Raw genomic sequence first — 24,178 nt, 5'->3', positions numbered from 1 at the left:
GACGGCGGTCAGGCGGTCACGGTGATGCTCTGACCTGCAAAGCTGACCGTCTGGCCGGCAACGATCTTGCAGCGCTTGCGGGTTTCAACCGCGCCGTCAACTTTCACCAGACCGTCGGCAATCACGATTTTTGCCTGCGCGCCGCTTTCGCTCCAGCCTTCGAGCTTCAGCAGATCGCACAGCTCAACGTGCGGGTGTTTACCCAGAGAAAAAGTCGCCATCTTAGGCCTCCTGAATGTCGTGATACTCTTCGCACGCCTGCAGCGTGTTCTGAATGAGGGTGGCTACAGTCATCGGGCCGACGCCGCCGGGAACCGGCGTGATGTATGACGCGCGCGCGGCGGCATCTTCATAGACCACGTCGCCAACCACTTTGCCGCTTTCCAGGCGGTTAATGCCGACATCGACCACAATCGCGCCTTCTTTAATCCATTCGCCCGGAATAAAGCCCGGCTTACCGACCGCGACGATCAGCAGATCGGCATTTTCGACGTGCTGGCGCAGATTTTTGGTGAAGCGGTGGGTCACGGTGGTGGTACAGCCTGCCAGCAGCAGCTCCATACTCATCGGACGGCCGACGATGTTAGAGGCGCCGATCACCACGGCATTCAGGCCGTAGGTGTCGATGTTGTAACGCTCAAGCAGCGTCACGATACCGCGTGGCGTACACGGGCGCAGACGCGGAGCGCGCTGGCACAGGCGGCCGACGTTGTAGGGATGGAAGCCATCGACGTCTTTGTCCGGCGCGATGCGTTCCAGCACTTTCACATTATCGATCCCGGCAGGCAGCGGCAGCTGTACCAGGATACCGTCGATAGCCGAATCGGCATTCAGCGTGTCGATAAGCTCCAGCAGCTCCGCTTCGCTGGTGGTTTCCGGGAGATCGTATGAGCGGGAGATGAACCCCACCTCTTCACACGCCTTGCGCTTGCTACCGACATAAATCTGCGATGCCGGGTTGCTGCCAACCAGCACGACGGCTAACCCTGGGGCGCGTTTTCCGGCCGCAGTGCGCGCCTTTACTTTTTCCGCGACTTCAGAGCGCACCTGCTGCGCAATCGTTTTACCGTCAATAATTTTTGCTGCCATCAGAGAGAGGATTCCATCTGTATCTTAACGAAAGGGGGTTGCTGATATTTTGTCAGAAGCCAGCCTCTCTGTCAGTCCTCGTTTGATTTTTTATCGCTTTTCGGCGCGCGGAGGGGCGATAAGTCCCGCCGTTGCGGCGCGATTAAGATGCATAGCCGGCGAACCGGCGGGCATTTAAGCCGATGTTATGCGGGGAAATGACGACGCGGATTGGATAATCCTTATGCGTCGCCTGGTGCATAAGTAGACAAGTCGGCCGCAGAAAACAGTTTGATGGCAAAATGCATTGACTCATCAGGCATGCACCGTATAATTCCCGGCGATTGCACATCATGAAGCTCCCGCTTCTCAGTGCGCCCTTAGCTCAGTTGGATAGAGCAACGGCCTTCTAAGCCGTAGGTCACAGGTTCGAGCCCTGTAGGGCGTACCATTTAAAATCAATAAGTTATCAACATCCTCCAGCCGCTCATTTTTCCTTGTGGGACATATTTGGGACATCCTCCTCAAATATCGAGTCAATTTTCCGTGTGTGTTTGGTCAAATAGTTCGCTGCCAGGTGTGCATAACGGCGCACCATCTCGATGCTCTTCCATTTCCCCATTTCCTGCAGAACAGAAAGCGGGACGTCGGACTGAATTAACCCGCTCGCCCAGGTGTGCCGGAGGCCATGAAAGCGGAAATCTTCGCTCCCGGTCTGCCTCAGGCCTGAACGTCAGGCATAATTATCATCACCCCGCATGTTTCTTAGCGCGGGCGTCAACGTTCCATCCGGCCGATATTTTGCCGTAGTGTGAACGAATACCCACCTGAAATACTTCCCTATCCGATCCCTTAATACTCTGCATATCGACCTGCTGCCACTCAAGCCCGATTATGTTTGAGCGGCGGTCATCTGCCTGGAATATATTTTCGACCTTTTATATAAGTGGCTGTCCGCAGATATATTGATTCTGCGCCTGCTCATTTGAGTTCTCTGCTATATTTAGCATCAGATTTGCTATCGCCATAATCTGATTTGCTTGAATAAAAGCACAATAAAAATCTGAAAAATGCCGCATTCCTGTTTTTGCTGTTTTAATCCCCCCGGGGCTGAGTGTAAGGTAGCCAAAGGTGTAAATAAAAGTCATTAAATACATTCATGACGTAAATAATAAAATATACAGGATCAGGGATGAAAGCTTTATATCCGGCGTGGGTATTACTGGCACTCAGTCAGCCCGTTTTGGCAGCCCCGTTGTCACCAGCCGATCGCAGCAGCATTGAACAACAGCAGCAGCAATTACTCCTTCACAACCAGCAGCAGCGCGAGTCTCTGGAGCGTGCTGTACCCCTGATCCGCCCCTCTCAACCGGAGCAGCCTGCGCTGACATCCGGGCCTTGTTTCACTATCAACCGCATTGTGCTTGATGGCGCCACCCTTATTGATGCCCGCAGGCAGCGGAATTTACTTGCGCCCTGGCAGGGCCAGTGCCTGGATATGGCGCGAATTAATAAACTCACTAATAGCGTTTCCGACTGGTACATCGGCAGAGGATATATCACCAGCCGCGCTTTCCTGACCGAACAGGATTTACGTTCAGGGGAATTACGCGTAGGTATTCTGGAAGGAAAGCTTGAGAAAATCCGCATGGACGGCGCGCCAGAGCGCGAGCTGAACATGGTATTCCCGGGCCTTGAAGGAAAAATACTTAATCTGCGCGATATTGAACAAGGCATGGAGCAGATTAACCGCACGCGCACCACGCCGGTACAAATTGAAATATTACCGGGCACGCAGCAGGGCTGGTCGGTAGTGCATCTTACCGCCACGCCGGAATTTCCTCTTTCGGCCTCCGCGAGCTTCGATAACAGCGGACAAAAAAGTACGGGCGTCGGGCAGATTAACGGCGGGCTGAACGGCAACAATTTACTGGGTCTGGCCGACAGCTGGTTCGTCAGCGGCGGGCGCAGCAGCGCGTTTTCGCATGCAAAAGACGCGCAGAATTTTGCGGCAGGCGTCAGCGTGCCCTGGGGCTACAGCCTGCTGGACTACAGCTACAGCTGGAACAACTATCTCAGCACCATCGATAACAACGGCTACTTCTGGCGCTCGAGCGGCGATACCGAAACGCACCGCGTCAATCTCTCGCACGTGCTGTTCCGCAACGGCGATATCAAAACGGGCGTCTCTCTGGGCTTAAGCCATCGCAGCAACTACAACTATCTTGACGACGTGTTGCTGGAAAGCAGCAGCCGTAAGCTCACCAGCCTGCTGTTTGGTCTGAACCACACGCAAAAAATGTTCGGTGGCGTAGCGACGTTTAACCCGACCTTCAGTCGCGGCATGCCGTGGCTCGGTGCTGAAAGCGACGGCAGCAAAAACGGTGATTTACCGAAAGCACAGTTCCGCAAATGGAGCCTGAACGCCAGCTTCCAGCGCCCGGTGGCTGACAATCTGTGGTGGCTGGCGAGCGCCTATGGGCAATGGTCGCCGGACCGCCTCTACGGCAGCGAACGTATGACCATCGGCGGCGAAAGCTCGGTGCGCGGGTTTAAAGAGCAAACCATTTCCGGTGACAACGGCGCCTGGTGGCGAAACGAGCTCAACCACACCCTGTTCACGCTGCCGGTCATCGGCCAGGTCAGCGCGCTGGCGGCCCTCGACGGCGGCTGGCTGCACTCCGACAGGCTGGATCGCTATTCCGCTGGCACCCTCTGGGGCACGGCCGCCGGGCTGAGTACCGCAAATAGCCACGTATCCAGCTCGTTCACCGTTGGACTGCCTCTCGTTTACCCGGACTGGCTTGGCCCGGATCACGTCACTGTTTATTACCGCGTTGCCGTCGCATTTTAAGGGATTATTGTCATGAATCAGCAGCCTCCCGTTCGCTTAACTTACCGCCTGCTCAGCTATCTGATGAGTGCCCTGCTCGCGACGCAGCCCTTGCTGCCTGCCGTTGCCGCTACGCTGACGCCAGTGGGGAATACCGCCACGGATAAAGCGGCAAACGGCGTGCCGGTGGTGAACATTGCCACCCCGAACGGGGCCGGGATTTCGCACAACCAGTTTAAAGATTACAACGTTGGCAAAGAAGGGCTGATCCTCAATAACGCCACGGGCAAGCTTAATCAGACGCAGCTTGGCGGGCTGATTAGCGGTAACGCCAGGCTGAAAGCGGGCAAGGAAGCGAAGGGCATCATCAACGAAGTGACCGGCGGCAACCGTTCACAGCTTCAGGGCTACACGGAAGTGGCGGGCAACGCGGCAAACGTGATGGTCGCCAACCCGTACGGCATCACCTGTAACGGCTGCGGGTTTATCAACACCCCGCAAGCCACCCTGACCACGGGCAAACCCGTCTTTGACGCCAGCGGCAATTTACAGGCGCTGGACGTGAAAAAAGGCAGCATCACCATCGAAGGGCAAGGGCTGGATGCCAGCAGCAGCGATGCGCTGTCGATCATTTCACGCGCAACCGAAGTGAACGCCGCCATTCATGCGAAGGATTTAAAGGTGGTTGCCGGGGCCAACCGCGTTGGCACCGACGGCAGCATGCAGGCGCAGCAGGGCGAAGGCAGCGCTCCCACGGTAGCGGTGGATACCGGTGCGCTCGGCGGGATGTACGCCAGTCGCATACATCTGGTGTCCAGCGAGAAAGGCGTCGGGGTTAACCTCGGCGACCTGAATGCCCGCCAGGGAGACATCACCCTGGATGCCGGTGGCAAACTCACCGTTCACAACAGCCTCGCCAGCGGGGCGCTGTCCGCTAAGGGTGAAAGCCTCGCCCTGACGGGCGACCACAAATCCAGCGGCAGTATGTCGCTGAACAGCCAGGGCGACATTGCCCTGAGCAACGGCTCGCTGAACAGCGACGGCGACCTGGTTCTGAACGCCAACGGCACGATTTCGCACGCCAGTGAAAAGCTGACCACCGGACGTGATGCAACGTTGACCGCGAAAAACATCCGCCAGGATGCTTCCAGCCAGATTAACGCTGCCCGCGATATCGCGGCTAAAGCCAGCGATACGCTGAAAACACAAGGGCAGATGACCGCCGGGCAAAACCTGACGGTGAGCAGTAACACCCTGACGCAAAACGGCAAGCTGCTGGCGCATAACCGCGCTCAGCTGAATGCCGACACGCTCAATAACAGCGGCTCCGTTCAGGGCGCTTCCCTGAGCGTGGTCAGCGCCACGCTCAGCAACTCGGGTTCCCTGCTGAGCGGCGGTAACCTGATGGTTAATACCAACGATTTTACCCAAAGCGGCAGCACCGGCGCGAAGGGCAAAGCGAGCATCACCGCCAGCGGGAAGCTGACCAATACAGGCGCTCTGGTGAGCGACGATGCGCTGGCGCTGAAGGCGCAGGATGTGACGCAGAACGGCGTGCTGTCCGGCGGCAAAGGGCTGACGATCAACGCGCAGACTCTGACTTCCGGCAAAAATTCGGTGACCCACAGCGACGCCGCCATGACGCTGAATACCGCTACGGCGACGCTCGACGGGGAAACCAGCGCGGGCGGCGATCTAGAGCTTCAGGGCGACAGGCTCACCACGGCGGCGAGTGCCCAGCTCCAGAGTGGCAATAATCTCAGTCTCAGCGTGCGGCAAGCGGCACTTGCGGGTACGCAGGCGGCACAAAAAACCATGACGGTTAACGCCCGCGAAAAACTCACCCACAGCGGCAAAAGCAGTGCCGCATCACTCAGCCTTAGTGCGCCAGAACTGACCAACAGCGGCGTGCTCGTGGCTTCCACCCTGAACACTCAGTCGCAAACTCTCACCAACAGCGGCCTGATGCAGGGCGACAGTGCGTTGCTGATTGGCACACAAAAGCTGGACAACCAGCAGAACGGCACCCTCTACAGCGCCGCAAATCTGACGCTGGATATTCCGGATATCCGCAACAGCGGGCTTATCACCAGCGATAACGGTTTAACGCTAAGCGCTGGCTCCCTCAGTAATCCAGGCAAAATCATTGCTGACACGCTGAACGTCAAATCGACCGCGCTGAATGGCAACGGCCTGCTGCAGGGAACCCGGGCGCTGACCCTTGCCGGGGATACGCTCTCGCAGGGCGCCAACGGGCGCTGGCTGACGGCGGGCGATCTCGCCTTCAACGGCAAAATACTGAATACCGCGGGGACCACGCAGGGGCAGAACCTCACCGCTCAGGCGGATAGCTGGACGAACAATGGCTCGGTGCTGGCAACCGGCAATCTTAACGCTACGCTGGGCGCCTCTCTGCTCAACAATGGCGACCTGATGAGCCAGGGCAATTTCGGGCTGAACGCGCCCGTGCTGAGCAACCACGGCAGCATTCTCTCGTCAGGCGAAATGTCGCTCGCCGGAACAACCTTCACCAGCGACGGCACGCTTCAGGGCTACACGCTTTCACTGCGTCACAACAGCATCGACAACAGAGGATCGGTCACTGGCCTGAACGGCCTGACCCTGAACAGTACGGGTCGGCTTACCAACAGCGGCGATCTGCTGAGCCAGAAATCGCTGACGCTGAGCGCAGGAGACGTGAGCAACAGCGGCCGGCTTCAGGGGCAGAACATCGCCTTAGACGGCAGCAGCCTGACCAACAGCGGCGCTATTCAGAGTGCGCTGGATTTAGCTTTGACCCTGAGCGGCGATGTTATCGCCGCCACCGGCAGCAAAATCACCGCCCTGGGCGACGCCCGCCTGACCGGCAACGCGCTGAGCAACCAGGGATTAATCAGTGCGAAAACGCTGGAGGTGAAAGGCGATTCGCTCAGCAACGGCGGCGAAATCAGCGGCGTCAACGGCCTGAACGTGACGCTCAGCGGTAACCTGCAACAGCAGGGCAAAATGCTGACCGGCGGCCTGCTTAACGTCAACGCGAAAGACGTCAGCAACAGCGGGCAGCTTCAGGGCGCGGATAGCCAAATCAGCGCCAGTTCGCTCACCAACAGCGGGCGCGTGCAGGGCGACAGCGGCCTGACGCTCACCGTGCTTAATGCGCTGACCAACCAGGCCAGCGGCGTGCTTCTCAGCCAGAATGCATTAAGCCTCACCGCGCCCGTGCTGACCAACGACGGCACCCTTCAGGGCAACGGTAAAACCACGCTCAGCGCGGCAACGCAGGCCCGCAACGGCGGCAAAATTCTCTCCGGCGGCGATCTGAACTTCACCACGCCGGACTACAGCGGCAGCGGCTGGCTGCAGGCCACTAACCTGATGCTGAACGTGGCGAAGCTTGCCAGCAACGGTACCCTGATGGCGGCGAACCAGGCGACGCTCACAGGTAACAGTTTGACCAACGGCGGCACCTTCCAGGCCGCATGGCTGAACGTCAACGCACAGACCATCACCAACAGCGGCACGCTGCTCGGCAATCAGGGTTTGACGCTCAAAGGGAACAGCCTCAATAACGCGGGCGGTAAAGTGTTCAGCGGCGGGGATATGCTTGCCGAAATGGTCTCGCTCAGCGGCGCGGGCCAACTGGTGGCGCTCGGCAACCTGACGCTGAAGCTCACCAACGGCCTGACCACCCAGGGCGTTATCGCCGCGAACAAGCAGCTCTCCGTCAGCAGCCAGGGCGATATCACCAACGGAGCCACATTACAGGGCAACGGCATCACGCTGAATGCTGCGGGCAAGCTGACCAACAATGGCCAGCTGTCCGCAGGCAGCGGCGCCACGGCATTGAGCGGCAGCCAGATTGCGATGAACGCCAGCGGCAGCCTGCAGGCAGGCGGCGACGTCAGCCTGACAAGCCGGGGCAATATCACTCTCGACGGCTTTACCGGCACGGCGGGCAGCCTGGCGTTAACGGCGGCCGGGTCGATCGTTAACACCGCGCTGCTGTATGCGGGCAACAACCTCTCGCTGTTTGCCAACAGCATCCACAACCTGCACGGCGATATGCTGGCGGGCAATAACCTGGTGATGCAGAAAGACGCCAGCGGCACGGCGAACGCCGGGGTGATCAATACCTCCGGGAATATCGAAACCACCCACGGCGATATCATCATTAAGACCGGGAGGCTTGAAAATTCATATCAACAAATCGAGTTTACCGGCTCAAAAAATGATTATCGTGACCAGATACCTGACCTGGATGGCAACTCGATAAAAGTCTGGGCAAACGAAGAGTGGCACCCGGATTATGAGGTGCTGGTGGGCGGTGGGAATTCGGGGCCTGCGCCAAAACTTTATGTCTATATTGATGAAACAACCCGCACAAAGCGTTATCTGATTGAGAGTAACACTGAGAAGGCTATTGCTACAGGCAATGCATCGCGGATCATATCTGCTGGCAAGATAAATATTGAGGCTGATTATCTTTTTAATAATGCATCTTTCATATTAGCGAACGGTGATATCAATCTTCGTGGGAATGTTTTCGAAAATAAGTCATATCAAAATAAAGTTTATGAGATCTGGCAGATATATGAATTTGACTCGGCTGGATTTAATTCAAACTGGGTACCGAAACCAGAGGATATATGGTTCCTGTATACTCTTTCAGATAACGAAGTTAATGAGGTTCAGGGCGAGACTTACAGAGCTGTCATCCAGGCGGGCGGCACGGTTAAGGCCATCTTCACCAGCAATATCAGTAACACCAATACAACCGCTAACGCCGGGCAAATCAGTAACACCATCGTAGCCCCGAACCTGAACACGCCTTCAGCGCAAAGCATCGGCGGCGGCGCAAGCCAGCTGGCGCTTGCAGACGCCGGAACCCAGACCATTACCGCTCCGGACTGGAAAGACAGCACCGCCAGCCAGGCAATTAGCGGCGGCTCGGGGCTGGCGCCAGGCGGCATGGACGGCAACTATCCTCTGCCTTCCGGCAACAACGGCTACTTCGTGCCGTCGACCGATCCGGACAGCCCGTATCTGATCACCGTGAACCCAAAACTCGATGGCCTCGGCCAGCTCGATCCGTCGCTGTTTGGCGATCTGTATAAGCTGCTCGGCATGAACCCCGGTGCTGCCCCACACGAGACGGGCAGCCAGTACACCGACATGAATCAGTTCCTCGGTTCGTCATATATGCTGGACCGCCTCAGCCTGAACCCGGACAAAGACTACCGCTTCCTCGGCGATGCGGCGTTTGATACCCGCTATGTGTCGAACTATGTGCTGAACCAGACCGGCACGCGCTATATCAACGGGATTGGTTCCGACCTCGACCAGATGCGCTACCTGATGGATAACGCCGCCGACGCGCAGAGTTCGCTTGGCCTGAAGTTTGGCGTGGCGCTGACCGCCGACCAGGTGGCGGCGCTTGACCACAGCATTCTGTGGTATGAAACCGCGACCATTAACGGCCAGACCGTGATGGTGCCGAAAGTGTATCTGTCGCCAAAAGACGTAACGGTGCAGAGCGGCAGCGCGATCGGCGGTAACAACGTGCAGCTGGCGGGCGGCAACGTCACCAACAGCGGCAGTTCGCTGCTGGCGCAGAACGCTCTGGCCATCGACAGCAGCAACAGCCTCAGCAACCTTAACGCCGGGCTTATCCAGGCGGGCGGTGGGCTGGACCTGAGCGCGCTGGGCGACATCAATAACATCGGCTCAGCCATCAGCGGCAAAACCGTCCAGCTGGAAAGCACGGGTGGCAGCATCAACAACATCACCCGGACGCAGCAGTGGAGCGTGGGCGACGACAGCCGTCGCGACAGCGTGCACGTCAGCGGTACCGACGTCGGACAAACCGCCTCCATCAGCGCCAGCGACGGTCTGTATATGGCGGCGGCAAACGACATCAACATCACCGGGGCGAAGGTGAGCGCGGGCGCGAGCCTTACGATGGGCGCAGGCAATAACATCAACATTGCCGCCAATCAGATAACCGACAGCAGCAGCCGGTCGGGCTTCGGTGGCAAAAAAGACACCAGTTCGTCAGCCACCTCAAACCAGGGCAGCAGCATTACGGCGGGCGGTAACGCGGTGATGCAGGCGGATAACGACCTGAACGTGACGGCGAGTACGCTGAAAGCTGGAGAGAGTGCTTACCTGACTGCCGGAAACGATCTGAATCTCAACGCAGCAAAAACGGCTCAGAACAACAGCTCAGGGAAAAGCGAATCGCATCGCTCAGGTTCAGATACCAGCAGTATCAATGCCGGAGAGAATCTGACGCTGTCTGCGGGTCGCGATGTGAACTCACAGGCTTCCACGCTGACTGCAGAAAATAACGTCGGCATTCAGGCAGGTCGTGACGTCAATCTGCTGGCAGAAGCCTCGACGCAGGGCGACAGCTACCGTTCGAAAAACAACACCACCATTAATGAGTCTGTACACCAGCAGGGAACGACCATTACCAGCGGTGGCAACAGCGTCATTATTGCCGGGCGTGATGTGAACTCCGAGGCAACCAGCGTACTGGCGACAAAAGATGTGGGCGTTGCCGCAGGCCGTGACATCAACCTTTCCACGGCAACTGAAAGTGATTATGCGTATCAGGAATCCCTGAAAACCAAGAAAGGATTCCTGAGCAAAAAAACCACGCACAAGATCCATGAGGAAAGCTCCACAAGCGAAAAAGGAACCCTGCTGAGCGGTGAAAACGTCACCCTCCAGGCGGGTAATGATCTGAATGTGCGTGGTTCTGCTATCGCCGCTGATCGTGATATCGCCCTGAATGCCGGGAACAATGTCACCGTGGAAGCGGCAGACAATACCGCCAGCCACTACGACATGAAGAGCACCAAAAAGAGCGGTGTCTTTGGCGGGGGAAGTCTTGGGATCACCATCGGGTCGCAATCCAGTAAATCTGAGCGTAAAGGCGCGGAAGTCACTGAAAGCGATTCGCGCAGCGTTATCGGAACCACAGGCGGCAACGTTGTTATCAATGCCGGAAAACAGGTCACGCTCAGCGCAACCGACGTAGTGGCAGGCCGGGCTGCGGGCGACACCGATCGTCAATCAGGGCATATCGCCGTTACCGGTAGCGACATTGCTATCCTGCCGGGCCGCGATCGCATCACTCAGGATACGAAGCAATCCAGCAAGAGCAGCGGCCTGACGGTTTCGGTTTCCGATCCGATTATTAACGGCATCCGCAACATCCGCGATATCGCCAACTCCGACAGCGACAGCATTACCAAAGGCAAGCAGCTAAGCAGTGAGGTGGTGGCGACGGGTGCTGATTTGGGTATGGGCGGCTCGTTACCTTTGACCTACGGCAAATCGTCGTCAAACAGCGAAAGCCATTACGAAGGTATTTTTAACTCCGGCAGCAGCCTGAATGCAGCGGGCAACGTCCAACTGACGGCGACGGGTAAAAAGGGTCAGGGCGATATTCTGATAAGCGGCAGCCAGGTCAGCGCAGGTGAAGCGGTGATCATGGATGCCAAACGTGATGTGGCGATTGTCACGTCGACGGATTCAGAGCATCTGAGCAGCAAAGCCAGCAGTAAAGGCTGGAGCATTACCGATGCCGCCGCAGGGCCGGGTGTCGGGGCCCGTATCATCAACGGCAGCCCGAATAACGGGGCGGATGCATTGCCGTATGCAATGGATAACAGCTACAGCAAGACGGACCGCAGCAGCACTCGCGAAAATGCTTCCCTGATCAGCGGCTCTGATATCTACATCAACAGTCATGAAGGCAGTGTGGACATTGCGGGGAGCGCACTCACCTCGATTAACGATCTGCTGATTGCGGCTGACAAAGGCAACATCAACATCACCACCGGGAACAACGCCACTCTCCAGAATCAGTCTGGCAGCCACTCGATGGTCGGCAACCTGGGTGGGGATGGCTACAGCGGCACCGTTGGCTGGCAAAAAAATGATTTCAGTTCGACGGCTCAGGGTAACCAGCAAAGTACGATCCGTAGCCAGATAGCCAGCCAGAACGGCAATGTCTCTCTGCAGGCCGGGAATGATGTGGCGGTACACGGGGCCGATATCAGTGCCGGAAAATCTCTGGTGGTCAGCGGCAATAACGTGCTGTTTGACGTCAGTGAAGACAGCCAGAAAAGCCACAGTGAATCGTCAACCACGCAGTACGGGCTTAAAGGCCAGGTCTCTGGCTGGGCGGCAAGTGCTGCTCAGAATGTGGAACGTGCTGCCCGCGCTGCTCAGGACGATCGCGATCCGCGTCTGACGGGTATTTATGCCGCTCAGGCCGGGCTGGATGCTGCCACGCAGACCATTCAGGGCAACATGAACCCTTCTGCGGTGAAGGTCAGCGTGTCGGCCACGGCAGGCAAGTCTGCTCAGGAACAAAATTACACCAGCAATCAGCAACAGGGCAGCACCCTGCATGCCGGGGATTCTGTGATTGTGAAGGCGAAGAACGATATCGTCGGAAACGGGGTGGATATCTCGGGTAAAAACGTGACCTTAAACGCAGGTCGCGATATCGCACTGAGTTCATCGCAGGATATCGAAACGCTAAAAAACCGTGCCAGCGGCAGTTCAGTCAGCGCAGGGGTTGGCTTCTCTCTGGGCGGTAGCCAGAACGGCTTCACCGGCGAGTTTGGCTACAGCCAGAACCAGAGTCGCGCCGACGGCAACAGTAAAACAACCCAGAACAGTAAGGTCCATGCCGACAATATCCTGAATATCATCAGCGGTCGCGATACCACCCTGACAGGGGCGGAGCTGAGTGCGGATAAGGTGATTGCGGATATTGGCCGTGACCTGACCATTGCCAGCGTGCAGGACAGCGCGAAGTTCGACAGTAAGTCCACATCCTCGGGCGTGAACCTGAGCGTGTGCGTGCCGCCGATTTGTGTGGGTAGCGTCGTGGAAGGCAGCGTCAGCGCCGACTCCACGAAGATGAACAGCAACTTCAATTCCGTCACTGATCAGAGCGGCATCTACGCCGGGAAAGGTGGTTTCGATATCACCGTGGGGAATCACACTCAGCTGGACGGCGCAGTCATCGCATCCGATGCGACGGCGGATAAAAACCGGCTGGATACCGGCACGCTGGGCTGGAGCGATATCGAGAATAAATCGGAGTGGAGCGGGAAGCAGGCGGGCTTTACTGTGTCCGGTAGCTCCGGCGCAAGCACCGGGAAAAATGGCCCTTCTTCCCAGGGGCTGCCATCAGCAAGCATGGCCAACGCTTCTGGCAGCGACAGCGGCACAACGCACAGCGCGATTGCCAACGGTACCATCACCATCCGCGACAAGGATAACCAGAAGCAGGATGTTGCCGACCTGAGCCGCGACACGGCGAATGCCAACCACAGCGTGAGCGACGGGTTTGATGCCGACAAGGTGAAGGACAAGCTGGATATTCAGACTGCGGTGACGGAGCTGGGTATTCAGGCGGCAAATGCTTACAAAGTGGCGATGGAGCAGCAGGCAGCAGGCAAAAACGCCGAGCTGAAAGCGGAGATAAGCAAGGAGCATCCGAACGCGACGCAGGCAGAGCTTGATGCGTACGTGAAAAAAGACAGTCGTTACGTCGACGCAGAGAAAGAGTACGGGCCGGGCAGCGACTTCTGGCGGGCGACATCAGGTGCAACAGGCCTGATAGCGGGTATCCTCGGCGGGAATATCCAGGGCGGCGTTGCGGCAGGTGCTGCGCCATATATGGCGAAGCTGGTGAAAGATGCCGCCGGAGACAACGAGGCCGCGCGTATTGCACTGCACGGAATTGTTTCCGCCGCGCTGACGCAGGTACAGGGCGGTAATGCTCTGGCAGGTGCGGCTGGCGGGATGATGTCTGCGGCGCTGATGGGTGACAAACTCTCTAATGCGTTTTACGGCAAAGACGTCAAAGACCTGGACGGCGACCAGAGTACGTTTATCAGCAACCTTGCAACAGCGGTCGGTGCAGCAAGCGGTGCCAGCGTGGGTGGCGATACGTTCTCAGCGGTCAGCGGGGCGAATGCGGCGCGGGTGGAAGTGGAAAACAACCATCTTAGTCCTGATAAGCGAAAACGTCGCAGCGAAGAATTTTCAGCTTGCGGCAGTGATAGCAGCTGTAAAGCTGATGTTCGCGAACGCTATGCGAAGGAATATGACAAGGTCCAGGAACAGATAAACACCTGTTCAACGGCTGCGGAATGTGTTGCTGTTGCGAAGGAAATGAAGCAATGGCAGGCTGAAAGCAGTGCCAAAAGTAATGAGCTGACAGCTAAAATACGAAATGAAGGGATTGACTCGCTCACTAAAGCAGAGCAGCTAGAATGGAAAGATCTGCGGGGTGTGTCAGCAAACATTGATGGTTCGATTAAAACGCTGATTTATCGTGCACAAATGTTTGGTGGTTCAGAGGAAACATCAGCTGAACTTGCTGATATCTTTGGTCATGCGGCGATAGCGAATGCGGCTGGTGCTGCTGCGGGGATTAGTAACGCTGCGGGTGGAAAATATACTCCCAATGCAGGTGCTGTTGGAAATATGAATGAATTTCTGAAGCAACCGGGTTTTGGTGGCGAGATCAAGAGCACGTCTCAAAAATCTAGCCAACAATATCAAGGACAAAGTGTTTACAAAGCAACAGGTGATATTGGTAGTTATATTAAAAAAGGTGATCAATTCTATCTTGATGCTCAGCATAAAGATCACATTGAAGTATTTGACAAACGTGGTAATTTCAGAGCAGTGTTGAATTTAGATGGTTCTATTAACGAAGCTAAAACCAAAGCGGCTGAGGGGCGTAAACTAAAATGACCAAAATTATAAATGATTTGACTCGCAGTCTATTAGGAATAGCACCTGAGGAAAATATTCTTGACGCTCTTAATATTAGTGATGTCAGTAATAATTTTGAAAGGTATGTGGCTGAGTTTAATATGGCAGTGGCGTTGTTAAACAGGACTGTTGAAAAAGAAGATAAAGTGGCGATTCAATGTGCGTTGACAAGAGTCAGAATAGCTTCATTAAATCTGTCAAATGCATATCAAGACATCATTGATGATGTGATATTGATTAATAAGCATGAGTCATGGCCGAAAATTCCTGATGATTATCAATTATCGGAAAAATATAGTGAGTTCAATAAGTAATATTTATTGTGAAAAACTACTTGTAGGTGAGCGTTGTGGCAGCAAAGTATGCTGCCGTGATGATTCAGATTTAAGTTATTAGTAATGAGTGAAAAGAGTTTGGTTTACCTGGGAGGTGATTATGGTTTTTGGAGATCCTTATCGTTTTGCCATTTGGGTAGATTCTGTATCTGAATGGGGAGAGTCATTTCCAAATGGGTTGCTGTATATATTGATTAACGGGAAAATGTTTCCGGATGAAATTAGGACATCAACCCTATTGGTAGATGCTTTTGAATTGATAGATGAGTCAAATCCATTGGTCTCTTTGCCTGTTAATGCGGGAATATTTAACTTAAGCGCAAATGAGGCATTTATCTCTTTAATGTCTCTGGCATACCCGGTGCCATTAAATGATGATGATTATCCTGACCAAATATTTGATTATTGCATAAACAGCTCAGATGTTAACTTATCTGGCATGAGGTTGTTTGCAGTTTCTGATGGTCTAAATACAAAGATTTTTGGCGCTAAAACAGATGAGTTATTACCTGTTGCTGGCACCGAAAGAAATGAGTGGAAAAAAATTGATAATGTGCTTGTCGAAGAAGCCATTATTTCCAATGACGAAATTGTTAAAATCATAAATGCATTTAGAGAATATGTTGCCACTATACTGAATGATGTTAGTTGAGCTTTTGTACGATGAATAGCTGTAGTTAAAACATAATTCAAGGGCGGTTAGCATCAGAACACCAGTGCGAGTCTCTTTGTGGTGTTATTGCATTATTGTGGCTTGTATTGCAAAGATCTATTTTAGCGATATGGAAGACTTTTCGAACTTTCGTATCGCGCTCTTTAAAAATAAGAACTTTCTATTCTATTTATCTTCCTGCTGCGGTCTTTCGGTTGCTTTTCTGCGCCCAGTATACCTTGCTGAATAAAAACACAGTACTGGATGAATAAGCAATATTAATAACTGCGAGGCTGCTTCAGGAAATATTGTTGATTTATGCAACGTTGCATTTTAGCTGTTTATGTAACAGCACTCTTTAATTTTAAAAGGCAACTACCCACTTCCTTCCGGTAACAACGGCTATTTCGTGCCGTCCACCGATCCGGACATCCGAACGCGACGCAGGCAGAGCTTGATGCTTACGTGAAAAAGGACAGTCGTTACGTCGACGCAGAGAAAGAGTACGGGCCGGGCAGCGACTTCTGGCAGGCGACATCAGGTGCAACAGGCCTGATAGCGGGTATCCTCGGCGGGAATATTCAGGGCGGCGTTGCGGCAGGTGCTGCGCCATATATGGCGAAGCTGGTGAAAGATGCCGCCGGAGACAACGAGGCCGCGCGTATTAAATAATCTTATATGAGATGGGCTGTTATGATTAATGAGCATGATGTTGTTATAGCAGAAAGAGATTTGTCGAAGACTGTACCGAAAGGCTGTTTGGGTGCTGTTGTGATGGTTTATCAAAATCCAGGTTTAGCATATGAGGTTGAATTCATTGATAAAGAAGGCAATACACTGGATGTGATAACAGTTTTCCCATGTGATATTGAAGTTATCTCTGATTGAATAAGCTAGTAAGAAAACCCGCCCTATTTGGGCGGGTAGTTTTTCGCAAACTCAAAATTTATCCAGTTCCACCCGAGCAATCACGCCCTGCAGAAATGCCATAACGTGCTGCTGCTCAGATTCTGGTAATTCTTTGGTTTTGTTGAGTACTTGCATTAACGGTGTTTCGGCTAGGCGAGCAGTGATTACCAGGCAACCGGGCATTACCCGAACATCTAATTTTGTGCCAGTGGTAAACCCGGCTTCTTCCATCCAGATGCCGTTCAGGCGCAGGCTGGCGCTGCGGGTGTAACGTTTTGTTCAGTTGGTTTTACGATCGTAATGACGAACGCTGACGTAGCTGACCGTCATATCCCTTAATACTTTGGGTTCTGCTTTTTTAGGCAAGCTGCGATCGTTATTTTTGCGTACTGGCTCGTGTTTTTCTGTATTACCTGACAAAAATTTCGAATGTGTTTTGGCAATAGTGTTTCCTGGCTTAGAATCAGTGTCAGCCATATTCAACTCCTTGATAGTTGCTTGTGGTCAGCGGCATGGAAGTGCTTTGAACACTTTCATGCCGCGCTCTTTAACAATCATAGCTTTCTATTTTATCGATTTTCCTGTTGCGGTCTTTCGGTTGCTTTACTGCGGCCATTATACAGTGCCGAATAAAAGATCAGTACTGTATGAAAGAACAAGGTTAATATCTTCGAGGCCGATTCAGGAAATATTACTGATTAATGTAACGTTGCATTCTTAGCTGTTTCTGTAAAAACGTTCTTTAATTCTAAACAGCAACTATCCCCTGCCAAACAGCAGCAGTTCGCTGCTGGCGCAGAACGGTCTTGCCATCGACAGCAGCAACAGCCTCAGCAACCTTAACGCCGGGCTTATCAAAGCGGGCGGTGGGCTTGACCTGAGCGCGCTGGGCGACATCAATAGTATCGGCTAAGCCATCAGCGGCAAACCGTCCACCTGGAAAGCGTGGGCGGCAGCATCAACAACATCACTCAAATGCAGTCCTGATTCTGAGGCAATGTCTAAGGCCAAGACAATCATGAACTCCTGGGGCTACCATAAATCGAATGTCAGCATTGGCGACACGCCTGTAATGTTCGGACAGTGAAAGGTATGGCAGCAAATACCGCAATTGGTGTTGGAGTTAACTCTACTGCTCAGCTTGCAGGAAAAGACCCACTTAGTTAAATAAACCATGAGGAGGTTTCAGCTATTACAACTCATCGAACTAAAAAATTTGGAAAAATCCACAATGTAACATCACTAATGTTAGTGGATAAGGATTTGTCTCATTAATGTATAAAAGGAATAATATACATGATTAAAAAGATGATAGTCGGTTCTCTCAGCTTAAGCGCCTTACTTCTGGTGGGCTGTGCTACGGAATCTTCCCGCTCTGTTGAAGTCGCTAAAGTTGAAACAGCGCAAACAGTCTGGCAGGGGCAGCGTAGCCTTATAGCGGTTGGGAAATTTGATAACCGCTCAAGCTATATGAATGGCATATTTTCAGATGGCGTGGATCGACTGGGTAATCAGTCGAAAACAATTTTGGTTACCCATCTACAACAAACAGGTCGCTTTAATGTCCTGGATCGTTCCAATATGGATGAGATCAAAACCGAAGCGAACATCAGTGGCAAAGGCCAGGCGCTAAAAGGTGCGACCTATGTTATTACGGGAGACGTAACCGAGTTTGGTCGTAAAGAAACTGGCGACAGAGCTCTGTTTGGTATTTTAGGTCGAGGTAAATCGCAGGTCGCATATGCCAAAGTTGCCCTTAACGTCGTCAATGTCAAAACGTCTGAAGTGGTGTTCACCACTCAAGGGGCCGGGGAATACGAGCTGTCGAATCGTGAAATTCTTGGTTTTGGTGGTACCGCCAGTTACGACTCCACGTTAAACGGCAAAGTATTGGATCTGGCGATCCGGGAGTCTGTAAATCATCTGGTTGCGGCTATTGGAAATGGCACCTGGAATCCAGGAAGCACTAATTAAAAGGAATTAAAAATGAAAAAAATTAATAAAGTAATGCTTTGCGCCGTGGTGTTAATACTGGCTGGTTGTGCTGCAAAAGCTCCACAAAAAATTTATAACTGGGACGGCTATCAGGATTCTGTTTATCATTTCTACACCAATGAAACCAGCCCACAGGAGCAAATCGCTACTTTGCAGAAACTGGTTGAACAGTCGAAGGCAAATAATAAACCGGTTCCCCCAGGCGTACATGCTCAACTGGGAATGCTCTACGGTAATACCGGTAATGCGGACCTGGCAATGGCGGAATTTAATGCGGAAAAAAAGCAATATCCGGAATCGGCTTCTTATATTAATTTCCTGACAGCCAAAAAATAAAAGGACAATAACATGAAAGGATTATTCGCATGCTTTACTCTTGCACTGGCACTGTTAGCAACGGGTTGTAGTACCGGGAATAAAAAATCGACTGACTATTCTGCATTCAGGGAGAGCAAGCCGCGCAGTATTCTGGTATTGCCACCTAAAAATCAGTCACCGGATGTCAATGCCAGCAATAGCTTGCTTAGCGTTGTTACTATGCCGCTGGCTGAGTCCGGGTACTATGTCTTCCCTGTTGCGGTTGTGAGCGAAACATTTAAACAAAACGGCGTGATTAACCCGGATGATATCAGCTCTGTCCCGCTTAAAAAGTTGCATGATACCTTTGGTGCCGATGCAGTGATGTATATCTCAATTACCGATTACGGTACCTCTTATCAGGTTGTGAATAGCGATACGCGAGTGACTGCAACTGCACGTCTGGTGGATTCACGCACTGGTAAAGAGTTATGGACGGGTGGGGCAACGGCATCGAGCAACGAAGGTCAAAACAATAGTGGTGGGGGATTGATTGGCATTTTGCTGACGGCAGCCATCACACAAATCGCACATACATCGACTGATAAAGCTCATGATATTGCAGAGGTTACTGGCGCACGTATGTTCAGCGCAGGTTCAAACGGTGGTCTGCTGTATGGTCCTCGTTCGCCAAATTACAATAAAACGCAGTTGTAAAATCAACTGCGTATGACGGTCAGGGTCACCAAAGGTTTGGTGACCTTTTTGAAAATACATTAACAGCGGTCTATTGCATTTTTAGTGCTTTCTGTAAGGGCGGTAACGCGGTGATGCAGGGGGCAACGACCTGAACGTCACGGCGAGCGCCATTGACGCAGGTAAAACCGCACAGCTGGTGGCGGGCAATGACCTGAACCTGAACGCGGCGGGCACCGGGCAGACCAGCCGCACGGGCGGCAGCGAAGCCATCAGAGCAGTGCCGACAGAACCACGATTTCAGCGGACGACAACCTGACGCTGGCCGCCGGGCGGGACGTTACCAGCCAGGCAGCAGGCACGGCCATTAACCGACAGGATTGCCGGTCATTTAAATGATTCTCGAGCCGCGGCTATTCATCCCTGAGGCTCGGATCACGCGCTTAACCTCAGCTTCTGCTGCTGATTATCTTCCCGCCGTTGGCGGGCGGAAACACCCGAGCGCAGAGGAAATCGACCAGCGCCCGAACCTTCGGCGAGGGGTGCCTGCTGGCGGGCCAGAGCACGTGGAAGACGCCGGCGCGTTCCACCCGATCGGCCAGAACGGCGAGCAGCCGGCCATCCGCCAGCGGTTCCGCAATCGCGAATTCCGGCAGATAGGCGATCCCCAGACCTTGCAGAGCAAAGCACACTCGCGTCTCAATGTTGTTGCAGATCATTGAGGTAGGGAGCTGCAGCTCGGGGTCTCCGGGCGTCAGCCGTAGCGCCCACGGCTCCAGCTTGCCGCTGTTGGGAAAGCGGTAGTGCAGGCAGGTATGCTCCAGCAGATCGGCCGGCGCCGTAGGGAGACCGCGCTGCGCCAGGTAATCGGGCGAGGCGACCAGCATCGAGCGGAAGGTGCCCAGCCTGCGCGCCGACAGACGCGAGTCCGTCGGGTGTCCCGTTCTGACCACCACGTCGAAGCCTTCTTCAATCACGTCGACCAGCCGGTCGGTGAAGTCCAGATCCAGCTCGATGGCCGGATATTCGCGCATGAACTCGCCGAGCACCGGCAGCACCAGCGAGCTGACCAGGGGCAGGCTGACCCGCAGCCGGCCGCGCGGCGCTGCCGTTGCCTGCGACAGCTCCAGCTCCGCCGCCTCGATCTCGGCAAGAATGCGCCGGCTGCGCTCCAGGAACAGCGTGCCCTCGGCCGTCAGCGTCACGCTGCGGGTGCTGCGGTGAAACAGGCGCACGCCGAGCTTCTCTTCCAGCCTCGCCACGCTCTTGCCGATGGCCGATGCCGAAACGCCCAGCAGCCGGCTGGCCGCGACGAAGCTGCGCGTTTCGGCGACCCGTACGAACACCACGAAGCCGTTAAGGTTGTCCACTTCACTCCTCCATTGCGGACATAGAGTTCCGCTAAGACAGGAACTGTACCCTACTTTTTCTTTAATAGCCGCGTTTCTATCATGGCGGGAACGTTCACTGATGAAAGGAATTTCCCATGTCGGTTCCCGCATTTTCTCTGCACGCAGGCGCTGCGCCTGCGCAGCTCTCCACCCGCATTCAGGCCGCCGTTCAACGGGCGCTGGACGAACGGCGTCTGGTCGGCGCCGTGGTTCTGGTGGCCCGCGACGGCGCGCTTATTTACCGCCAGGCCGCCGGCTGGGCCGATCGTGAAAGCGCTCGGACGATGGCCGCGGATGCGGTCTTCCGTCTGGCATCGGTAAGCAAGCCTATCGTCTCCACGGCGGCGCTGGTGCTGGTGGCGCAGGGGAGGCTCGGCCTGGACGACAGCCTCGAGCGCTGGCTGCCCGAGTTCAGGCCGCTGCTGCCCGACGGCCAGCCCGCGCGGATCGCCGTCCGGCAGCTGCTCAGCCATACGGCCGGGCTGGGCTATCGCTTCTTCGAGGCCGATGCCAACGGCCCCTATGCGCGGGCCGGCGTATCGGACGGCATGGATGCGTCCGGTATCAGCCTGGCGGAGAACCTGCGCCGCATCGCCAGCGTGCCGCTGCTGTACCAGCCCGGCGAGAGCTGGGGTTACTCGCTGGCGACCGACGTGCTGGGCGCGTTGATCGAGCGTGTGCAGGGCGAACCGCTTGACGCCGCCGTGCGCCAGCTGGTGACCGGCCCGCTGGGCATGGCCGATACCGGCTTTATCGCGCGGGATGCGCAGCGCGTGGCGACCGCCTACGTGAACGATACGCCTCAGCCGCATCCGCTGGCGGAAGGCGAAATCGTTTCACCCTTCGAGGGGGCGGTCGGCATTCCCTACAGCCCTGCGCGCATCTTCGACCCGCAGGCGTTTCCCTCGGGCGGTGCGGGCATGGCGGGAACCGCCGAAGACTTCCTGCGCCTGCTGGAGGCTCTGCGTCAGGGCGGCGGCGCGATCCTGCCGGATGAGTTGATTGCGGAAATGGCGCGGGATCGGGCGGAGAATCTGGAGCTGCCCAATGCGCCGGGCTGCGGCTTCGGGCTCGGTTTTTCGGTTCTGCGCGATCGGACGCTGGCCGCTTCGCCTGAATCAGAAGGCACCTGGCGCTGGGGAGGCGCCTACGGCCACTCGTGGTTCGTGGATCGGGCGCGCGGGCTGAGCGTCGTCGCTTTCACGAACACCTTATACGAAGGGATGTCGGGCCGTTTCGTCGGCGATCTGCGCGATGCGGTCTACGGCGCCCTGGAGGCTGAACGATGAATTCGGCAACCGCGCATCGCATGCCCCTCGCGTCGCTGCTGGCGCTCGCGATGGCGGCTTTCATCACCATTCTGACCGAAGCGCTGCCGGCCGGCCTGCTGCCCCAGATGGCGCAAGGCCTGGCGGTCTCCGAGGCGTGGGTCGGCCAGACGGTGACTGTCTATGCCATCGGTTCTCTGCTGGCCGCCATTCCGCTGACCGCCGCCACGCAAGGCGTTCGTCGCCGGCCGCTGCTGCTGGCCGCCATTGGCGGATTCGCCATCGCCAACACGGTCACGACGCTCTCCGCCAGCTATGCGCTGACGCTGGCGGCGCGCTTCGTGGCGGGTGTTTCGGCGGGCCTGCTGTGGGCTCTGCTGGCCGGCTACGCGGCGCGGATGGTGCCGGAGCATCAGAAGGGCCGTGCCATCGCTATCGCCATGGTGGGCACGCCGCTGGCGCTTTCTCTGGGCGTGCCTGCCGGTACCTTGCTCGGCAATCTGCTGGGATGGCGGATGTGTTTTGGCATCATCAGCCTGCTGGCGCTACTGCTGATGGGCTGGGTGAGGCTGAAAGTGCCGGACTTCGCCGGCCAGCCGGCGGGCAAACGCTTGTCGCTGCGCCAGGTGTTCACCCTGCCGGGGATCCGTCCGGTACTGTTCGTGGTGCTGGCCTTCGTGCTGGCGCATAACATCCTCTACACCTATATCGCTCCGTTTCTGGTGACGGCGGGAATGGTGGACCGCACGGATGTGGTGCTGCTGGTTTTTGGCGGGACGTCGGTAGCGGGTATCTGGATCGTCGGCGTGCTGATCGACCGCTACCTGCGCAGGCTGACCCTGGCAAGTACGATCCTGTTCGGCGCGGCGGCGTTGACGCTGGGTATGGCCGGTGGCGATCCTGTCGCGGTCTACGCGGCGGTAGGGGCGTGGGGGCTGGCTTTCGGCGGGGCGGCGACCTTGTTTCAGACCGCGCTGGCGAGGAGCGCCGGCGATGCGGCCGATATCGCGCAGTCGATGCTGGTGACCGCCTGGAATGCGGCTATTGCCAGCGGAGGTATCGTTGGCGGTGTGCTGCTGGACCGTTTTGGCGTCGGGGCATTTTCTCCTGCGCTGCTGGTGCTGCTGCTGGCCACGCTGCTGGTAGCGTGGTCGGCCAGAGATCGCGGCTTTCCCGCGTCGGTGGGATGACCGGTCGGGCGCTATCCCGGCCGTTACAGCATGTCTGCCCACGGATGGTTCGGGTGCAGGCGCTCGAGACACTCCCGCAGCCATAGGCGCTCGGCCGGGAGTAACCCCGGCATGGCCCGGGCGAAATCCTCCTCGTCCTTCGGCCGGCGGTGCTTTGCCTTGAACAGCAGCACGGCTGAGGGGCTGAGGTAAGGGATGCCGCCTGCGGTCAGCGCGACCATTTCGCTACGCGGTCGCGTGAGCTGCGGATCCCGCTTATAGGCCCAGCGCTCATCCGTTCCCGGCTCAATCATCATATCCGCCCGCCAGCGGTCAGCGGGGCGATCGAAGCACCAGATCTGCGAAATCCCGGCCTCCGGCTGCCGGTCAGCCGCCAGCCGCTCGAGCACGCCGTCGCTGACGGTGTAAAACTCCATATCGCGCAGCTCGCGGCGAAAAAGGGGCAGATCCTCGCGCAGGATCGTGAACTCGATATCCTCATGCTCGCGCGTCTTCGTTCCGTGCCACAGATCGAGCGCCCAGCCGCCCACGACGCACCACGGCCTTGATACGCGGCTTAGCCGCCGAGAGAGCTCGGCAGGGCTCCAGGAGTCCCAGCTATTCTCGTCTGGCACAATCGGACAATCGTTCATGCTATCGCTTCCCATGTCTGCGGTTGTTAGCGGCCGGCTTTGGCGCTGCTAACGGCTCAGCAACACTACCGCAGCGGTGAAGATAAGCACAGGAAAAGTC

The 24,178-nt window shown here is 55.7% G+C and carries 17 protein-coding genes, 1 tRNA gene and 2 pseudogenes; 12 read left to right on the top strand and 8 right to left on the bottom strand.

Annotated features, from left to right (window positions below):
• Positions 1 to 8 precede the first annotated feature (8 nt).
• Both ybcJ and folD read right to left on the bottom strand, forming a co-directional pair.
• Entirely contained in the window at positions 9 to 221 is a 213-nt protein-coding gene (gene ybcJ / locus M2416_RS05435; protein ID WP_041144397.1) for a ribosome-associated protein YbcJ, read from the bottom strand.
• Between the two features lies 1 nt (position 222).
• The gene (folD, locus tag M2416_RS05430) at positions 223 to 1,089 is read right to left on the bottom strand and encodes a bifunctional methylenetetrahydrofolate dehydrogenase/methenyltetrahydrofolate cyclohydrolase FolD (protein WP_041144398.1); all 867 of its coding nucleotides are present in this window, start codon (positions 1,087 to 1,089) and stop codon (positions 223 to 225) included.
• Between the two features lie 353 nt (positions 1,090 to 1,442).
• On the opposite strand from folD, the gene M2416_RS05425 reads away from it, so the two are divergent.
• A tRNA-Arg gene (locus tag M2416_RS05425) sits at positions 1,443 to 1,519 on the top strand.
• A 36-nt stretch (positions 1,520 to 1,555) separates the two neighbouring features.
• On the opposite strand, the pseudogene M2416_RS05420 reads toward M2416_RS05425, so the two are convergent.
• Together M2416_RS05420 and M2416_RS05415 are read right to left on the bottom strand one after the other, a co-directional pair.
• Positions 1,556 to 1,976, bottom strand: a pseudogene (locus tag M2416_RS05420) (tyrosine-type recombinase/integrase); the annotation flags it as partial.
• Between the two features lie 30 nt (positions 1,977 to 2,006).
• A complete protein-coding gene (locus M2416_RS05415) occupies positions 2,007 to 2,216 on the bottom strand; it encodes a hypothetical protein (protein WP_259222545.1) in 210 nt (69 codons plus the stop codon).
• Positions 2,217 to 2,260: 44 nt separating this feature from the next.
• Here M2416_RS05415 and M2416_RS05410 point away from each other — a divergent pair, with 44 nt between their 5' ends.
• From M2416_RS05410 to M2416_RS05385, 6 genes are all read left to right on the top strand, one after another.
• A complete protein-coding gene (locus M2416_RS05410) occupies positions 2,261 to 3,922 on the top strand; it encodes a ShlB/FhaC/HecB family hemolysin secretion/activation protein (protein ID WP_259222544.1) in 1,662 nt (553 codons plus the stop codon).
• A gap of 12 nt (positions 3,923 to 3,934) precedes the next feature.
• The gene (locus M2416_RS05405; protein ID WP_259222543.1) at positions 3,935 to 14,692 is read left to right on the top strand and encodes a hemagglutinin repeat-containing protein; all 10,758 of its coding nucleotides are present in this window, start codon (positions 3,935 to 3,937) and stop codon (positions 14,690 to 14,692) included.
• Positions 14,689 to 15,027, top strand: a complete 339-nt coding sequence (locus tag M2416_RS05400; RefSeq protein ID WP_259222541.1) for a hypothetical protein — start codon at positions 14,689 to 14,691, stop codon at positions 15,025 to 15,027. The genes M2416_RS05405 and M2416_RS05400 overlap by 4 nt, the downstream gene beginning before the upstream one ends.
• Positions 15,028 to 15,148: 121 nt before the next feature.
• The gene (locus tag M2416_RS05395) at positions 15,149 to 15,700 is read left to right on the top strand and encodes an immunity 42 family protein (RefSeq protein ID WP_259222540.1); all 552 of its coding nucleotides are present in this window, start codon (positions 15,149 to 15,151) and stop codon (positions 15,698 to 15,700) included.
• Positions 15,701 to 16,165: 465 nt separating this feature from the next.
• Positions 16,166 to 16,372 carry a hypothetical protein gene (locus M2416_RS05390; RefSeq protein ID WP_259222539.1) on the top strand — a complete coding sequence of 69 codons (207 nt, stop codon included), beginning with the start codon at positions 16,166 to 16,168 and terminating at the stop codon, positions 16,370 to 16,372.
• A gap of 21 nt (positions 16,373 to 16,393) precedes the next feature.
• A complete protein-coding gene (locus M2416_RS05385) occupies positions 16,394 to 16,588 on the top strand; it encodes a DUF4926 domain-containing protein (RefSeq protein WP_259222537.1) in 195 nt (64 codons plus the stop codon).
• A 51-nt stretch (positions 16,589 to 16,639) separates the two neighbouring features.
• On the opposite strand, the pseudogene M2416_RS05380 reads toward M2416_RS05385, so the two are convergent.
• Together M2416_RS05380 and M2416_RS05375 are read right to left on the bottom strand one after the other, a co-directional pair.
• Positions 16,640 to 16,867 (bottom strand): annotated as a pseudogene (locus tag M2416_RS05380) (SymE family type I addiction module toxin); the annotation flags it as partial.
• 21 nt (positions 16,868 to 16,888) lie between these two features.
• Complete coding sequence (locus tag M2416_RS05375) at positions 16,889 to 17,086, bottom strand: hypothetical protein (protein WP_259222536.1); 198 nt, start codon at positions 17,084 to 17,086, stop codon at positions 16,889 to 16,891.
• Between the two features lie 819 nt (positions 17,087 to 17,905).
• Between M2416_RS05375 and M2416_RS05370 the strand changes: the two genes are divergently transcribed.
• The 3 genes from M2416_RS05370 to M2416_RS05360 are packed head-to-tail and all read left to right on the top strand — an operon-like array spanning position 17,906 to position 19,618.
• Complete coding sequence (locus tag M2416_RS05370; protein ID WP_141334886.1) at positions 17,906 to 18,583, top strand: CsgG/HfaB family protein; 678 nt, start codon at positions 17,906 to 17,908, stop codon at positions 18,581 to 18,583.
• 12 nt (positions 18,584 to 18,595) lie between these two features.
• Positions 18,596 to 18,940 carry a DUF4810 domain-containing protein gene (locus tag M2416_RS05365; RefSeq protein WP_076944770.1) on the top strand — a complete coding sequence of 115 codons (345 nt, stop codon included), beginning with the start codon at positions 18,596 to 18,598 and terminating at the stop codon, positions 18,938 to 18,940.
• A 12-nt stretch (positions 18,941 to 18,952) separates the two neighbouring features.
• A complete protein-coding gene (locus tag M2416_RS05360) occupies positions 18,953 to 19,618 on the top strand; it encodes a DUF799 domain-containing protein (RefSeq protein WP_259222530.1) in 666 nt (221 codons plus the stop codon).
• Positions 19,619 to 20,046: 428 nt separating this feature from the next.
• On the opposite strand, the gene M2416_RS05355 is transcribed toward M2416_RS05360, so the two are convergent.
• Positions 20,047 to 20,967 carry a LysR family transcriptional regulator gene (locus M2416_RS05355; RefSeq protein ID WP_259222529.1) on the bottom strand — a complete coding sequence of 307 codons (921 nt, stop codon included), beginning with the start codon at positions 20,965 to 20,967 and terminating at the stop codon, positions 20,047 to 20,049.
• 116 nt (positions 20,968 to 21,083) lie between these two features.
• On the opposite strand from M2416_RS05355, the gene M2416_RS05350 reads away from it, so the two are divergent.
• Positions 21,084 to 22,277: a serine hydrolase domain-containing protein gene (locus M2416_RS05350; protein ID WP_259222528.1), complete on the top strand. Its 1,194-nt coding sequence runs from the start codon at positions 21,084 to 21,086 to the stop codon at positions 22,275 to 22,277.
• Complete coding sequence (locus M2416_RS05345) at positions 22,274 to 23,446, top strand: MFS transporter (protein WP_259222527.1); 1,173 nt, start codon at positions 22,274 to 22,276, stop codon at positions 23,444 to 23,446. Before M2416_RS05350 ends, M2416_RS05345 begins: the two co-directional genes overlap by 4 nt.
• A gap of 23 nt (positions 23,447 to 23,469) precedes the next feature.
• Here M2416_RS05345 and M2416_RS05340 read toward each other — a convergent pair whose 3' ends face one another.
• Entirely contained in the window at positions 23,470 to 24,078 is a 609-nt protein-coding gene (locus M2416_RS05340; RefSeq protein WP_259222525.1) for a nucleotidyltransferase domain-containing protein, read from the bottom strand.
• Positions 24,079 to 24,178: the final 100 nt, after the last annotated feature.

This window comes from Klebsiella sp. BIGb0132 (genome assembly GCF_024810075.1).
Taxonomy (GTDB): Bacteria; Pseudomonadota; Gammaproteobacteria; order Enterobacterales; family Enterobacteriaceae; genus Klebsiella; species Klebsiella terrigena.
The sequence above is the reverse complement of the archived record's forward strand: the minus strand, read 5'-3'. Positions and strand labels throughout refer to the sequence as shown.